At 60.6% G+C, this 15,475-nt stretch carries 13 protein-coding genes; 7 read left to right on the top strand and 6 right to left on the bottom strand.

Annotated elements, in window-relative coordinates; genetic code table 11:
• Nucleotides 1–6 precede the first annotated feature (6 nt).
• Complete coding sequence (gene rep / locus CKW32_RS13785) at nt 7–2,016, bottom strand: DNA helicase Rep (RefSeq protein WP_095185200.1); 2,010 nt, start codon at nt 2,014–2,016, stop codon at nt 7–9.
• A gap of 267 nt (nt 2,017–2,283) precedes the next feature.
• Between rep and CKW32_RS13780 the strand changes: the two genes are divergently transcribed.
• Nucleotides 2,284–3,957: a bifunctional diguanylate cyclase/phosphodiesterase gene (locus CKW32_RS13780; protein WP_032884377.1), complete on the top strand. Its 1,674-nt coding sequence runs from the start codon at nt 2,284–2,286 to the stop codon at nt 3,955–3,957.
• On the opposite strand, the gene CKW32_RS13775 is transcribed toward CKW32_RS13780, so the two are convergent.
• Nucleotides 3,954–5,366, bottom strand: a complete 1,413-nt coding sequence (locus CKW32_RS13775; RefSeq protein ID WP_095185199.1) for a NorM family multidrug efflux MATE transporter — start codon at nt 5,364–5,366, stop codon at nt 3,954–3,956. The two genes, CKW32_RS13780 and CKW32_RS13775, sit on opposite strands and share 4 nt — an antisense overlap.
• A gap of 152 nt (nt 5,367–5,518) precedes the next feature.
• Here CKW32_RS13775 and CKW32_RS13770 point away from each other — a divergent pair, with 152 nt between their 5' ends.
• Both CKW32_RS13770 and CKW32_RS13765 read left to right on the top strand, forming a co-directional pair.
• Complete coding sequence (locus CKW32_RS13770) at nt 5,519–6,439, top strand: LysR substrate-binding domain-containing protein (RefSeq protein WP_095185198.1); 921 nt, start codon at nt 5,519–5,521, stop codon at nt 6,437–6,439.
• 177 nt (nt 6,440–6,616) lie between these two features.
• Nucleotides 6,617–8,593 carry a methyl-accepting chemotaxis protein gene (locus tag CKW32_RS13765; RefSeq protein WP_095185197.1) on the top strand — a complete coding sequence of 659 codons (1,977 nt, stop codon included), beginning with the start codon at nt 6,617–6,619 and terminating at the stop codon, nt 8,591–8,593.
• Between the two features lie 3 nt (nt 8,594–8,596).
• Here the strand turns inward: CKW32_RS13765 and CKW32_RS13760 are convergent, their stop codons facing one another.
• Both CKW32_RS13760 and CKW32_RS13755 read right to left on the bottom strand, forming a co-directional pair.
• On the bottom strand, nt 8,597–10,093 hold the full coding sequence (locus CKW32_RS13760) for a YifB family Mg chelatase-like AAA ATPase (protein WP_095185196.1): 1,497 nt from the start codon (nt 10,091–10,093) through the stop codon (nt 8,597–8,599).
• A 225-nt stretch (nt 10,094–10,318) separates the two neighbouring features.
• The gene (locus CKW32_RS13755) at nt 10,319–10,579 is read right to left on the bottom strand and encodes an accessory factor UbiK family protein (RefSeq protein ID WP_095185195.1); all 261 of its coding nucleotides are present in this window, start codon (nt 10,577–10,579) and stop codon (nt 10,319–10,321) included.
• A 421-nt stretch (nt 10,580–11,000) separates the two neighbouring features.
• Here CKW32_RS13755 and glnK point away from each other — a divergent pair, with 421 nt between their 5' ends.
• The 4 genes from glnK (at nt 11,001) to sutA (ending at nt 13,777) form a co-directional block, all read left to right on the top strand.
• The gene (gene glnK, locus CKW32_RS13750; RefSeq protein ID WP_002555808.1) at nt 11,001–11,339 is read left to right on the top strand and encodes a P-II family nitrogen regulator; all 339 of its coding nucleotides are present in this window, start codon (nt 11,001–11,003) and stop codon (nt 11,337–11,339) included.
• 34 nt (nt 11,340–11,373) lie between these two features.
• Nucleotides 11,374–12,711, top strand: coding sequence for an ammonium transporter (locus CKW32_RS13745; protein WP_032884369.1), 1,338 nt, complete (start codon nt 11,374–11,376; stop codon nt 12,709–12,711).
• A 211-nt stretch (nt 12,712–12,922) separates the two neighbouring features.
• Nucleotides 12,923–13,348 (top strand): secondary thiamine-phosphate synthase enzyme YjbQ, encoded by a 426-nt coding sequence (locus tag CKW32_RS13740; RefSeq protein ID WP_032884368.1) that lies wholly within the window; start codon nt 12,923–12,925, stop codon nt 13,346–13,348.
• A 102-nt stretch (nt 13,349–13,450) separates the two neighbouring features.
• Nucleotides 13,451–13,777: a transcriptional regulator SutA gene (sutA, locus tag CKW32_RS13735; protein ID WP_032884367.1), complete on the top strand. Its 327-nt coding sequence runs from the start codon at nt 13,451–13,453 to the stop codon at nt 13,775–13,777.
• A gap of 106 nt (nt 13,778–13,883) precedes the next feature.
• On the opposite strand, the gene CKW32_RS13730 is transcribed toward sutA, so the two are convergent.
• The gene (locus CKW32_RS13730; RefSeq protein WP_095185194.1) at nt 13,884–14,579 is read right to left on the bottom strand and encodes an HAD family hydrolase; all 696 of its coding nucleotides are present in this window, start codon (nt 14,577–14,579) and stop codon (nt 13,884–13,886) included.
• Nucleotides 14,576–15,475, bottom strand: a complete 900-nt coding sequence (xerC, locus tag CKW32_RS13725; protein ID WP_032884365.1) for a tyrosine recombinase XerC — start codon at nt 15,473–15,475, stop codon at nt 14,576–14,578. Before xerC ends, CKW32_RS13730 begins: the two co-directional genes overlap by 4 nt.

The raw sequence follows: 15,475 nt of genomic DNA, 5'->3' as shown, positions 1-15,475 counted from the left end.
TCGATTCTAGCGCTTTAACATCGCGCGTATGTCCGCCAGGGCGGTGTTGCCGCGTACGGCTTTCACCTCGGTCGGGGTGTCGTCATTGCCTTCCCAGGCCAGGTCATCCGGCGGCAGTTCATCCAGGAACCGGCTGGGTGCACAATCGATGATCTCGCCGTATTGCTTGCGCTTAGCGGCAAAGGTGAAGGCCAGGGTCTGACGCGCGCGGGTAATGCCCACGTAGGCCAGACGGCGTTCTTCCTCGATAGTGTCGGCTTCAATGCTGGAGCGGTGCGGGAGGATTTCTTCTTCCATCCCCATGATGAACACGTAGGGGAATTCCAAGCCCTTTGAGGCATGCAAGGTCATCATCTGCACACCTTCGGCGCCGTCTTCCTCTTCCTGCTGACGTTCGAGCATGTCGCGCAGTACCAGCTTGCCGATGGCGTCTTCGACGGTCATCTCGCCGTCTTCGTCTTTTTCCAGGGTGTTCTTCAGGGCTTCGATCAGGAACCAGACGTTGCCCATGCGGTAATCCGCAGCTTTGTCGCTGGAGCTGTTGGTGCGCAGCCAGTTTTCGTAGTCGATGTCCATGACCATGCTGCGCAGGGCGCTGATCGGGTCTTCGCCGGCGCACTGCTCGCGAACCTTGTCCATGAAGCGCTTGAAGCGCGCCAGGCGATCGGTGAAGCGCGTGTCCAAGTGCTCGCCCAGGCCGATCTCGTCGGTGGCGGCGTACATCGAAATCTTGCGTTCGGTCGCGTAGTTGCCGAGTTTTTCCAGGGTCGTCGAGCCGATTTCCCGGCGCGGCACGTTGATCACGCGCAGGAAGGCGTTGTCGTCGTCCGGGTTAACGATCAACCGGAAGTAGGCCATCAGGTCTTTCACTTCCTGGCGTCCGAAAAAGCTATTGCCCCCCGACAGACGATATGGAATCTGGTGGTGCTGCAACTTCAGCTCGATCAGCTTGGCCTGGTAGTTACCGCGATACAGGATCGCAAAGTCGCTGTAGGGCCGATCGGTACGCAGGTGCAATGTGAGCAGCTCGACGGCCACGCGCTCGGCTTCGGCGTCTTCGTTGCGGCAGCGGATTACGCGGATCTCATCGCCGTGGCCCATCTCACTCCACAGCTGTTTTTCAAACTCGTGGGGGTTGTTCGAGATCAGCACGTTGGCGCAACGCAGGATGCGGCTGGTGGAGCGGTAGTTCTGCTCCAACATCACCACTTTCAAGGACGGGTAGTCGACCTTGAGCAGCATCAGGTTCTCCGGGCGGGCGCCGCGCCAGGCGTAGATCGACTGGTCATCGTCGCCCACCACGGTGAACTGGTTGCGCTTACCGATCAGCAACTTCACCAGCAAGTACTGGCTGGCGTTGGTGTCCTGGTATTCGTCCACCAGCAGGTAGCGCACCTTGTTCTGCCACTTTTCGAGGATGTCGGCGTGTTCCTGGAAGAGCTTGACCGGCTGCAGGATCAGGTCGTCGAAGTCCACCGCGTTGAACGCCTTGAGCGTGCGCTGGTAGTGGGTGTAGACGATGGCCGCGGTCTGTTCCTTGGGGTTGCGCGCGTTTTCCAGGGCCTCGGGGGGGAGGATCAGGTCGTTTTTCCAGGCGCCGATCATGTTTTTGATCTCGTCGACGCCGTCGTCGCCTGCGTATTCCTTCTGCATGATGTCGGTCATCAGGGCCTTGACGTCGGTCTCGTCAAAGATCGAGAAGCCCGGCTTGTAGCCCAGCCGCGCATGCTCCTTGCGGATGATGTTCAGCCCCAGGTTGTGGAAGGTACACACCGTGAGGCCACGGCCTTCGCCACCCTTGAGCAGGCTGCCGACGCGTTCTTTCATCTCGCGCGCGGCCTTGTTGGTAAAGGTCATGGCGACGATGTACTGGGCGCGGATGCCACAGCTCTGGATCAGGTGTGCGATCTTGCGGGTGATCACGCTGGTCTTGCCGGAGCCTGCACCGGCGAGCACCAATAGAGGGCCGCCGACGTAGTTCACGGCTTCTTGCTGCCGGGGATTGAGTCGGGACATACAGAATTCAGGGAGTCGTTGTTCAAAAGGGCGGGCATTTTAACAGGCTGGCAAGATTCTGCTGCTCTGGATCGACGGTGTGACGTACCACTCGATCTAAATTTGCCGGTTTTGCTACTTTGCCGCAGGATGTCGAGGCTTTTTGCGGTTAAAACAGCGACAAATGCTTACACCTGCGTATTTGATAACCCCTATCATTGGTCATTATCAGGCCGCACGTCATAATGCCCGCCGCCAACGAAACTTTGCAGAGTCTAGGGAGCTAGCTTGTCTACGCCTGTCGAACCCTTGCGTTTGCTGCTACTGGCCGATACGCCTGAGTGGGCAGCGTTGTTGCGCGAGTGCCTGGCGCCGATGGGCGATGGGGCTGTGCTGATCAGCGCGCCAAACTGGGACTCGGTGAGTCGTCTGTTCGAAGATGACACCAGCGCCGTGCTGTTGACCACGCCCAGCCTGCAACCCGGCCCTGGCCGTTGCAGCTTGTCGTGCGTGGTGTTGTTGGAGCAGGAACCGTTGGTTTCTCCGCTTGGCGTGAGTGATTGGCTGATCCGTGATGCATTGGACGCCGACACACTGCGCCGCTGCCTGCGCCATGTTCGTGAGCGCGGCTTGCTGGAAAACACCCTGCAACGCCTGGCCGAACAAGATCCGCTTACCGGTATCGCCAACCGCCAGGGCTTCCAGACCCTGCTGGCGGCGCGGCTCGCCGAGAACGAGGGCCGTGGCCTGGCCCTCGGTCACCTTGACCTCGACAACTTCCGCCACGCCAACGATGCCCTCGGCCACCAGGCTGGCGACCGTTTGATCCTGCAAGTGGTCTCGCGGCTCAAGAGCCAGCTCGAAATCGGCGACCAACTGGCACGCCTGGGCAGCGACGAGTTCGCTTTGCTGATTGACACCCGCCGCGCACCCCAGCGTGCAGAGTGGATGGCCGAACGCATCACCGAAGCCATGGCCGAACCGTATTGGGTGGATGGCGAAAGCCTGCTGATCGGTTGCAGCCTGGGCGTGGCCCATGCCCGCGCCCGCGCTGGGGCCGACCCATTGATGTGGCACGCCCATATCGCCATGCAGCAAGCCAAGAGCACTCAAGGCTGCACCTTCCATATCTTCAACGAGCGCATCAACCGCAACGCGCGCAGCCTGGCCGACCTGGAAAGTGAACTGCGCCGCGCCTTGCGCCGGGATGAGTTGGAGCTGCACTACCAGCCGCGCCTGGACCTGGATGACGGCCACATTGTCGGCCTCGAAGCCCTGGTGCGCTGGCGCCACGGCGAGCGCGGCCTATTGCCGCCCAGCGAATTCGTCCCCCTGGCCGAACAGAGCGGCCTGATCGTGCCGTTGGGCTACTGGGTGATCTCCCGCGCCCTACGCGATATGCAGGACCTACGCGAGCGCGGCCTGCCGCCGTTGCACATGGCGGTCAACCTGTCGTTCCGCCAGTTTCAGGACAGTCAGTTGCTCTCTACCCTCAGCCGGCTGATTGCCGAGCGCGGTGTGGAAGCGCAATGGCTGGAGTTCGAGCTGACCGAAACTGCCGTGATGCGCCGCAGCGATCTGGTCAAACAGACCATGGATGCCCTCGGGCGGCTGGGTGTGCGGTTTTCTTTGGATGACTTCGGCACCGGTTTCTCGTCGTTCGTGCACCTCAACAGCCTGCCGATTGCCTTGTTGAAAATCGATAAGAGCTTTGTCGGTGGCATGGAAGAGCGCGAAGAGAATCGCAAGCTGGTGCACGCGATGATCAACCTGGCGCACAACCTGAATCTGGAAGTGGTGGCTGAGGGCGTGGAGACTCCGGAGCAGTTGGCGCTGCTGAGGCTGTTTGGCTGCGATCAGGCTCAGGGTTACTTGATCAGCAAGCCGCTGCCGTTGCCGGAGTTGGTGGAATACCTGACATTCGGCAAGGGCCAGCAGACGCTCGCTGGCGAAGTGTTCTAATCCGGCTGAGTGGCCCGGAACCCTTGGCGGGTTTCGGGTACTGCACCTTCCAGACCAATCATGCGCTTCATCTTCGCTTCAAACGCCCAAGTCAGGCTGACTGCCGCACACGCCAGCCCCAGCGCCAATCCCCACCACACGCCGGTCGGCCCCCAGCCTAGGGTGAAAGCCATCAACCACGCCGAAGGCGCGCCGATTAACCAGTAGCAACCCAGGCCCACCAGGAAGGTGGTCTTGGCATCCTTGAGCCCACGGATGCAGCCCATGGCGATGGTCTGGACGCCATCAAACAGCTCGAACCAAGCCGCGACGGCCAGCAGGCTGACGGCAAGCACGATCACCTCGTGGAATGCCGGGTCGTCATGGTCGAGGAACAGGCCGATCAGCGGGTCGGAAAACAGCCACAACACTAAGGCAAATCCCAACATCACCGCCGCGCCAAAACTGATGCCGACACGACCGGCCATGCGCGCTTGCAGCAACTGCCCGGCGCCATAGTGCTGGCCGATACGCATGGTCACCGCATAGGACATGCCCGCTGGCACCATGAACGCCACCGAGACGATTTGCAGGGCAATCTGATGCGCCGCCAATTGCGTACTCCCCATGGTGCCCATGCACAGCGCGGCGAAGGCAAACAGCCCGACTTCTACTGCATAGGTGCCGCCAATCGGCAGGCCCAGACGCCACAACTCGCGCAAGTACTGGGTGTTGAGGCGCAGCAGGCCGGCGCTCAGCGGGTAAGCGGCGTAAGCGCGGTTGCTGCGGATGTACCACATCAGCGTCAGGGCCATGCCATTGGCGACGATGGCAGTGACCAGGCCAATGCCCATCAAGCCGAGCTTCGGCAGGCCGAACATACCTTCGATCAAGGCGTGGTTGAGCAGGTAGTTCAGCACCGTGCCGCCGAGGCTGATCACCATCACCGGAGTGGCCTTGCCAATGGCGCTGGTGAAGCCGCGCAAGGCCATGAAACTCAGGTAGCCGGGCAGGGCGAACGGCAGCATGGTCAGGAATTGCCCCGCCGACTGCACGTTGGTATCGGTCTGGCCGAACATCAGCAGCACCGGCTTCAAGTTCCATAACAGCAGCGCCGCCGCCAAGGCCATCAGCCAGGCGAGCCAGAGCCCGGCCTGGGTTAGGCGAGTGGCACCTTCGATGTCGCCAGCGCCGTGACGGATTGCCACCAAGGTGCCCACGGCAGCAATCACTCCGATGCAGAAGATCGACACGAACGAATAGCTCGCTGCGCCCAGGCCACCACCGGCCAGCGCTTCAGGGCTCAGGCGAGCCATCATCAAAGTGTCGGTCAGTACCATCAGCATATGCGCCAACTGTGAGCCAATCAACGGCCCAGACAGCCGCAGAATGGCCCAGAGTTCGTTACGCGCTGGATGCTGCATGATCATCACACTCAGAAAGTCAGAGGGTTGGAGAGGGTTGGATTCTCGGCCCTCTCAGCTCATTGCACAAAGGGATAAAAGCGATCATCTACATGATTAAAACTCATGCCTGACTGATTCTGGTACGGTTTCGGCATCCTGCTGTCGGAGCTTTCCTCATGTCTCGTCGTCTTCCTCCTCTTTATGCCTTGCGTGCATTTGAAGCGGCCTCCCGGCATAACTCCTTTACCCGCGCCGCCGAGGAACTGTCGATTACCCAAAGTGCGGTGAGCCGACATATCCGCACGCTGGAAGAGCATTTCGCCTGTCGCCTCTTCCAGCGCAGCGGCCGTAACCTACAGCTCACGGAAGCGGCGCGCCTGCTGTTGCCCGGTGTGCGCGAGGGGTTCGCGGCGCTGGAGCGGGCCTGCCATACCCTGAACGCCGAAGATGACATCCTGCGCATGAAAGCGCCGTCGACCCTGACTATGCGGTGGTTGTTGGCGCGCCTCAGTCGCTTCCGCGCATTACAGCCAGGCAATGAAGTGCAATTGACCAGCGCCTGGATGAATGTGGATGAAGTGGATTTCAACCAGGAGCCTTTCGACTGTGCGGTGCTGTTGAGCTACGGGCACTTTCCGGCGGATTGGGAGGCCAGCTATTTGTTTCCTGAGCTGTTGATACCGGTGGGCGCGCCGAATCTGTTGGACGATGGCCCATGGGATGTAAATCGACTCGCCGGTGCCGAGTTGCTGCACCCCACGCCCGACCGCAGGGACTGGCGCAATTGGCTGGAGCGCATGGGGCTTTCGAATCAGGTTTCGCTCAAGGGTGGGCAGGTGTTCGATACCCTGGAGCTGGGCATGATCGCCGCCGCTCGCGGTTATGGCGTCTCCATGGGCGATCTGCTGATGGTGGCCGAGGATGTGGCGCAGGGACGTTTGAGCTTGCTGTTGCCGACGGCGGTAGCGAGCAGGGAAAATTACTATTTGGTGTGGCCGAAAACCCGTCCGGGCGGCGAGCGCTTGCGACGCTTGGCGGATTTCCTCCAGAGCGAAGTGCAGGCCATGGTTTTACCCGATGTCGAACGGCTTGATTGAATAATTCTGGCTCTATCACGCAACCGTTTGCGTGATACCCCTGCGATTCGCTCAAGTATTGCAAAGCGCCGCCGAAGTAGGGGTGTTGGAACCATCGTGCACCAACGTTTCCCACCAGATAATTTGCCGAGCAGCGCTATGAGATCAGGATGATCCTGGCCTCGGCCAGGAGCTTTCATGTCTCAACCTCGCGCCCGGATCGCCTCGCAGTTAGGTCTTGCATTAGCCGTGATTTTGGCTGTCGTCATCAGCGGCAGTACTGTTTTCGCCTTGCGTTCCCTTGACTCCGCCAACCTCGATACCCGCGAGGAACACTTGGCCAGCGAGGCACGACTGCTGGCCGACCAACTCAATACCTTCCACAGCACGCTGCGCGAGAGCACCCAGCGTCTGACCGGATTGTTTGAAAAGCGCTTCAGCGCCGGGTTGCGTGTGCAGGCTGATCAAATGGTCGCGGTGGCTGGGGTCCAGACGCCGAGCTTGTTGCTGGGCAGCGAAGTGCTCAATAACAACTTCACTGAAGTCGATGAGTTCAAGCAGATGTCCGGCGGTGTGGCCACGGTGTTCGTGCGCAGCGGCGACGACTTTGTTCGCGTCAGCACTTCCCTGACCAAGCAGGACGGCAGCCGCGCCATCGGCACCGTGCTTGACCGCCAGGGTCCGGCTTACCAGCGCGTGCTCGGTGGTCAGGCGTATATCGGCCGCGCGGTGTTGTTCGATCGCTCCTACATGACCCAATACAGTCCCGTACGAGACAGCAGCGGCAAAGTGATCGCTGTGTTGTTCATCGGCTTTGACTACACCGACGCCCAGGCCGCGCAGTTTGAGAACCTCAAGCGCTTCCGCATCGGTCAGACCGGCTCCTTGGCGTTGCTCGACGAGCAGAAGCGTTGGCTGGTACCGCCCGCGGGTGTGCAGGCCTTGGACCAGTCGGTTGCGGTGATGCTGGACCTGGCCAAGACCCCAGGCAAAGGCCGCTTCTGGAGCGATAAGAACGAAGACTTCTACAGTGTTTCGGTACCGTTCGACGGCGGTCCTTGGGCCGTCGTTGCGAGCATGCCGAAAGCTGAAATCCGTGCAGTGACCTGGGCGGTCGGTATTCGCCTGGTGATCGGCAGCATACTGGCGATGTTGCTGGCGGTAGGCGCCACGGTCTGGTTGCTGCGCAGCAAACTGCAGCCGCTGAGTGATCTGGTGCGCCAGGCCGAAGCCTTGGGCGCGGGGGACTTGAGTGCGCGCCTCAACGTCTCCAGCCATGATGAAATCGGCCAACTGGCCCGCAGCTTCAACCAGATGGGTGAAGCGCTCTCGACCATGGTTTCCCATATCCGCAAGGCGGCCGAAGAGGTCAACAACCGTGCACAGGCACTGTCCGGGTTATCCGGCGGGGCCTATGACGGGATGGAGCAGCAGTCTGGCGAAATCACCAGCATGGCTGGTGCGGTGGAAGAGTTCAGCGCCACTTCGCTGAATATCGCCGACAACATGGGCAACACCGAGCGTCTGGCTCAAGAAAATGCCCAGCAAACCCGCATCGGCCGCACCTCGATGCAGGAGGCGTCGTCGTCGCTGGAACATATCGCGACCGCGCTGAATAGCACGGCCACGGTGATCAATACCCTGGGCCAGCGCTCCCAGGAAATCGGCGGCATCGTCGGTGTGATCACCTCCATCGCCGAACAGACCAACCTGCTGGCACTGAACGCCGCCATCGAGGCTGCTCGCGCAGGTGAACAGGGCCGTGGGTTTGCCGTGGTCGCTGACGAAGTGCGTAACCTGGCCTCGCGTACCCGCGAAGCCACCGATGAAATTTCCGGGATGATCCAGAGCATTCAGCGGGAAACCGGCAACGCCATCAGCACCATGGAGCACGGCAACACGCTGATGCAGGAAGGCCTGTCGCGCAACGCCGACGTGGCTTCGGCCCTGGCACGTATCGACGAGCAGAGCCGTTCGGCCGGTCAGCAGTTCGCGGCGATCACCACGGCGACTCAGGAGCAGAGCAGCACCGCGACATTGCTCAGCAGCAATTTGCAGAGCATCGCACTGGCCAACAGCGAGCAGCGGGAAGTGGTGTCGAACCTAGCGATTACGGCCAAGGAGCTCGAGACGTTGGCGGCGGGCTTGCGTCATGAGGTGGATCGCTTTCGCTGAGGCTCAATTGAGGGAGGCCGGGCGGTACTGCAAGGCCTCCTTCAAATGGTCCCGCGTGATGGCATCCACCTGATCCAGGTCCGCCAATGTGCGTGACACTTTGAGCAGCCGATGAGCCGCACGCAGCGACAATGTCAGTCGCTCGCAGGCGCTTTCCAGCCAGCCTTCGTCGGCTTTCAAAAGTTGGCAGTGCTCACGCAACCTCGGTAGATCAAGGAAGGCGTTGGCACAGCCTTGGCGCTGTTGCTGACGCTCCCGAGCATCTGCCACCTGGGCTGAGGCCGTTGCCGTCGTATCTCCAACCTGCTGGGTTGGATTCAGCGCAGTTGTTTCCCGCGCCACGGTGAGGTGCAAGTCAATCCGATCCAGTAACGGCCCAGACAGCTTATTGCGATACCGCTGGACCTGCTCCGGTGTACAGCGACAACGCCCAGTGGGTTCGCCCATATACCCGCAAGGGCAGGGGTTCATCGCTGCCACCAGTTGAAAACGCGCTGGGAAACTCACGCGGTCGCGGGCACGGGAAATCACGATATGCCCTGACTCCAATGGCTCACGCAAAACCTCCAGCACCTTGCGATCAAACTCCGGTAGCTCATCCAGGAAAAGCACGCCATGATGAGCCATGGTGATTTCCCCAGGCTGCGGTTTCGATCCACCGCCCACCAGTGCGGGCCCTGACGCAGAGTGGTGCGGCTGGCGAAACGGCCGGTGCGGCCAATGGCTCAGCGGTGCGAGGCTGACCACCGACTGAATTGCCGCCACTTCCAGGGCCTCCTGCTCGCTCAGCGGAGGCAGCAAACCGGGCAAGCGGCTGGCAAGCAAGGTCTTGCCGGTGCCCGGTGGCCCGCTGAACAGAAGGTTATGTGCGCCCGCTGCTGCAATCAACAACGCCCGCTTGGCGGAGAGTTGGCCTTGCACTTCGCTCAAATCCGGGTAGGGCTTGTTCAGGTACAACAAACCATCGGATTTATAGGGCTCAATCGGCACTTGTCCGTTGAGGTGCGCCACCACCTGTAGCAAGTGATCCACGGCAATCACCTTCAGCCCCGACGCCAGGCAAGCTTCCTCTGCATTCGCCCGCGGAACTATCACGGTGCGCCCAGCCTTGCGCGCCGCCAAAGCGGCTGGCAACACACCTTTGACCGCACGCACTTCGCCGGACAACGCCAACTCACCCAGGCATTCAATGTCATCGAGCATCAACGCTGGCACCTGCACACTGGCGGCGAGGATCCCCAGTGCAATCGCCAAATCAAAACGCCCGCCGTCCTTGGGCAGGTCGGCGGGCGCGAGGTTGAGCGTGATGCGGCGGGAGGGGTATTGCAGGGCGGAGTTGAGGATGGCGCTGCGTACTCGGTCCTTGCTTTCCTTGACGGCGGTTTCGGGAAGGCCCACCAGCGTGAGGGACGGGAGGCCGTTGGCCATGTGCACTTCGACGGTGACGGCTGGGGCTTCTACGCCGATCTGGGCGCGGCTGTGGACGATGGCGAGGGACATGCTCGTTCCTTGAAAGAGAGGCCGCTTCCTGCGGGTTTTTCAAGGGTAGACGAGGGGTGGGGCTAGCGAGGGAGGGAGGTTTTACAGAACGTATCCAGAGAACGACGCAGAACAAATGTGGGAAGGGGCTTGCCCCCGATAGCAGTGGGTCAGTTGATAAATATGTCACTGACCCAGCGCCATCGGGAGCAAGCCCCCTCCCACATTTTGGCCTCGTTGCGTCAGTTACTCGGCCGTTGGGGTTAGCCGCGCTTCCAGTTCAGCCACCTTCGCCTCCAGGCTCTCCAGCCGCGCACGCGTGCGGGCCAGCACCACCATTTGGCTATCAAACTCTTCCCGGCTTACCAAGTCGAGCTTGCTGAAACCACTTTGCAGCAAGGCCTTGAACTGGCTTTCGATTTCATTGCGGGGCAGAGGGGTTTCGCCGCTGAACAGGCGAGAGGCGTGGCCGCTCAGGGCGTCGAGTAGGTCTTTGGGCGCGAGCATGGGAAATATTCCGGAAACTGTTGGCGGGCAGTGTATCACGCAGCGTCTATAGTCTTTTTCGCGGCCTGCAGCGCACGCTTTTCGCGCATCGGGCTGTGCGACGGCGCACTGTTTTCGTGCGCATTGCAGCTGCCAAATAGTCCTGTGGGTGAGGTTAAGTGGGCAAAGGACTGATTTCAGTGATTTTTACGGAGCTGGCAAGGTTTCTGCTTAGACGATCATGACCCATGCACTGATGCAGTCGCTGTGACGAATGCAGTGCGCCGACGGATCAGGGGTACAGGTTTCGTCACCAGTGGTTCGCTGGCGTCGCAAAGGCAACTGCCCTTGCGACGATGCGTTACAAAGCCAGGCACTGCGCTTAGACTTGAGACGGGTTTGTTTTCCTGGGGCAAGTCCACCAATTCGGGAGAGAGTTTTCATGAAGCTAGTCACTGCCATCATCAAGCCGTTCAAGTTGGACGATGTACGCGAGTCGCTGTCCGAGATCGGCGTGCAGGGCATTACCGTTACTGAGGTCAAGGGCTTCGGTCGGCAGAAGGGTCACACCGAGCTGTATCGCGGCGCGGAATACGTAGTCGATTTCCTGCCGAAGGTGAAGATTGATGTCGCCATTGACGACAAGGATCTTGACCGGGTTATCGAAGCGATAACCAAGGCCGCCAACACCGGCAAGATCGGTGACGGCAAGATCTTCGTGGTCAATCTGGAACAGGCTATTCGCATCCGTACCGGCGAAACCGATACCGACGCAATCTAAGCCGCCAAACCCCAACGCCCCAGGAGAAAACAATATGACTCTGCGTAAATTCGCAGGGCTCGGAGCCCTGTTGTCCATCGTAATGCCAAGCCTGGCCATGGCGGCAGACGAAGTGGCTGCTCCAGTCCTCAACTCTGGCGACACCGCCTGGATGCTGACCGCCACCGCACTGGTGCTGTTCATGACCATTCCCGGCCTGGCGCTGTTCTACGGCGGCATGGTCCGCTCCAAAAATATTCTGTCGGTGATGATGCAGTGCTTCGCCATCACTGGCCTGATCAGCATCCTGTGGGTCGTCTACGGCTACAGCATTGCGTTCGATACCACCGGTATGGAACAGGGTGTGGTCAACTTCAATTCCTTCTTCGGCGGCATGGGCAAGGCGTTCCTGGCGGGTGTGACCCCAGCCAGCATCACCGGGCCTGCGGCGTTGTTCCCGGAAGCGGTGTTCATCACCTTCCAGATGACCTTCGCCATCATCACCCCGGCGCTGATCGTCGGTGCCTTCGCTGAGCGTATGAAGTTCTCTGCGATGCTGATCTTCATGGGCATCTGGTTCACCCTGGTTTATGCGCCAATCGCGCACATGGTCTGGAGCGGCAACGGCGGCCTGATGTGGGACTGGGGCGTGCTGGACTTTGCCGGCGGCACCGTGGTGCACATCAACGCCGGTGTGGCTGGGCTGGTGGCGTGCATCGTGCTCGGCAAGCGTAAAGGCTTCCCTACCACCCCGATGGCACCGCACAACCTGGGTTACACCCTGGTGGGCGCGGCAATGCTGTGGATCGGTTGGTTCGGCTTCAACGCCGGCTCCGCTGCTGCGGCCAACGGCACTGCTGGCATGGCGATGCTGGTCACTCAGATCGCTACCGCTGCTGCGGCGTTGGGCTGGATGTTCGCCGAGTGGATCACTCACGGCAAGCCAAGTGCATTGGGCATCGCCTCGGGTGTAGTCGCTGGTCTGGTAGCTGTAACACCAGCCGCCGGCACCGTTGGCCCGATGGGCGCTCTGGTAATCGGCCTGGTGGCCGGTGTGGTCTGCTTCTTCTGCGCGACCAGCCTCAAGCGTAAGCTGGGCTACGACGACTCCCTGGACGCATTCGGCGTGCACGGTATCGGCGGCATCGTCGGTGCGATCCTCACAGGTGTATTCGCAGCCCCTGCTTTGGGCGGCTTCGGCACCGTCACTGACATCGCGGCTCAAGTCTGGATCCAGTGCAAGGGTGTTGGCTTCACCGTGATCTACACGGCGATCGTCACCTACGTCATCCTCAAGGTGCTCGATATGGTCATTGGCCTGCGTGTTACCGAAGAGGAAGAGGCTGTCGGCCTCGACCTGGCGCAACACAACGAACGCGGCTACAACTTGTAAATGCGCGTAAAAAAAATGCCCGGCTTGCCGGGCATTTTTTTGCCTGGTGTTTGTCAGTCGTAAGACGCTGTGCCGGTTTTTGCGCAAAGTTTTTGATCGGCCGCACACGGCACTTTTCAGTGTGCGAATGTCTTACAGGCACGTAGGCGTATTCGGCACTTTGTTTTTTCCCAGAGCGCGCTAGAATGCGCGCCGATGGGCGGAGAACTCTATGTGGCAACAGACCCTGATTACCCTGCGGGCCAAGCCCCGGGGCTTTCACTTGGTGACCGATGAGTTGCTTGCCGGCTTGCCTGAATTGAAGGCGTGTCGTGTGGGCCTGTTACACCTGTGGTTGCAGCACACCTCGGCTTCTCTGACCGTCAACGAGAATGCCGATCCGGCGGTTCGCCGTGACTTCGAACGTTTCTTCAACTTGCTGGTGCCGCAAGGCCGTGCCGGGTTCGAACACAATGACGAAGGTCCGGATGATCTGCCGGCGCACTTCAAGGCCAGTCTCCTGGGCTGCCAGCTGAGTTTGCCGGTCAAGGCCGGCCGCTTGGCGATGGGTACCTGGCAAGGTGTTTATCTGGGCGAGCACCGTGATCATGGCGGTGCTCGTAAAGTCCTCGCCACCTTGCACGGTGACGGGGCGTAAGCCACTGGTTATCCAGTGGATGTTGATTTTTCCCTGGCGGCCTCGACAGAGGGCGAAGCTGGGCTATAACTAAGCTGCTTTTCGCAAGTCATGAGGTAGAACATGAGCGACGATGATCTGGAAAACGACGAACTCGAAGTAGGTGACGAAGACGACACCGAAGAAGGTCTTGAAGCTGCAGCGGAAGACGTTGCGGACGACGATGGTGGCGATGATGCGCCTGCCCCTGCGGCCAAAGGCAAAGCCAAGGCAGCTGTTTCGGTAGATGAATTGCCGAGCGTTGAGGCCAAGAACAAAGAGCGCGATGCTCTGGCCCGTGCGATGGAAGAATTCCTCGCTAAAGGCGGCAGAGTGCAGGAAGTCGAGGCTAACGTGGTGGCAGACCCACCCAAGAAGCCGGATAACAAGTACGGCAGCCGACCTATCTGAGGTCAGTCACCTGCTTGTAAGAAAAAGCCCGCCGTCGCTGCGGGCTTTTTCATGCTTGCTGATTTATTTGAGCTTCGTGGTGATCCCCATATTGGGATCTCTAGTACTACTGCCACTTGCGGAGTAATTCCGGCAGCTCCGTAAGGCTACGAATCTCCGCGTCGGGGCGTTTATCCCCCTCCCACACCTTTGCGCTGGGGTTAAACCACACGGCCCGCAGCCCCGCCTGCTGCGCCCCCGCAATGTCGTCCCCGGGATGGTCGCCAACATGCACCGCTGCGCTGGCATCCACTCCGCCGCGTTGCAGCGCCTCCTGGAACAGCCGCGCATCCGGCTTGGCAATACCAATATCTTCAGCGCGCAGCGCAAAGTGAAAGTAGTCAGCCAGGCCCACACGCTGCACATCGGCATTGCCATTGGTGATCACACCCAGCAGAAAGTGCTGGCGCAGCGCTTGCAACATCGGCTCGGCTTCAGGGAAGGGAGTGAGCTGATGACGGGCGTGAATGAACGCCTCGAAGCACACGTCTGCCATTTCCGTGGCTTGCGGCTGTGGATATCCGGCCTCCTCGAAGGCGTGCATCAGCACCCGGTGGCGCAACACGCTGATGCGGTGTTTGAGCTCCGGATGACGCTGCAGCACCTGTTGGCGCAGGCTGGCGAAATGCTCCAGTGGCAGGTCGCCGACGTTGGGGGCATGCACGGCCAGCCATTCGCGCATCGACGCCTCGGCGCTGATGATGACGGGTACGTTGTCCCAGAGTGTGTCGTCCAGGTCGAAGGTGATCAGCTTGATACTCATGAGTCGCCGCCCTTGATGCGTTTGGCCCGTGGATGGGCGCTGTCGTAAACCGTTGCCAGGTGTTGGAAGTCCAGATGGGTATAGATCTGCGTGGTCTTGATATCGGAGTGGCCCAGCAACTCCTGCACGGCGCGCAGATCCTGGGACGATTCCAGCATATGGCTGGCAAAGGAGTGCCGCAGCATATGCGGGTGCAGGTTTTGACCCAGTTCGCGCTCCCCGGCGGCTTTGACCCGCACCTGAATAGCCCGCGGCCCCAGTCGCCGGCCTTGCTGGCTGATAAACACGGCGTCGTCCGCCGGGTTGGCCAACGCCCGCAGCGGAAGCCAGAGTTGCAGGGCTTCGCGGGCCTTCCTGCCCACCGGCAGCACGCGGGTTTTGCTGCCCTTGCCGAGTACTTGCACCAGGCCGTCTGCCAGGTCCAATTGGTCTAGGTTCAGGCCGGTGAGTTCCGACAGGCGCAGGCCCGAGGAATAGAAAAGCTCCAGGATCGCCTGGTCGCGGTGGGCCAGGAAGTCATCCTCTACGGCGCCATCGAGCAATTGCAGGGCGCGGTCGGTGTCCAGGGTCTTGGGCAGGCGCCGTTCGCCCTTGGGCGGAGACAGGCCGTTGGCCGGGTCGTGGTCGCACAGGCCTTCGCGGTTGAGGTAGTGATAGAGCCCGCGCACAGCCGACAGCAGGCGAGCCAGGCTGCGCGAGGATTGGCCCGTCTGGTGCAAGCGCGCGATCAGGCTGCGCAGGCTTTGGATATCCAAGGCCTTCCAACTGGTGACCTGCTGTTTTTCGCAGTAGGCCAGGACTTTGTTCAAGTCCCGCCGATAGGCTTCCAGTGTGTGGGGCGACACCTGGCGCTCGTTGCGCAGGTGAGCGCAGTAAGCGTCCAGTTGCCGTTCCAT

The organism is Pseudomonas sp. Irchel 3H9 (genome assembly GCF_900187495.1).
Classification (GTDB): Bacteria; Pseudomonadota; Gammaproteobacteria; order Pseudomonadales; family Pseudomonadaceae; genus Aquipseudomonas; species Aquipseudomonas sivasensis.
This window is presented reverse-complemented; position numbering and strand designations above follow the sequence as displayed.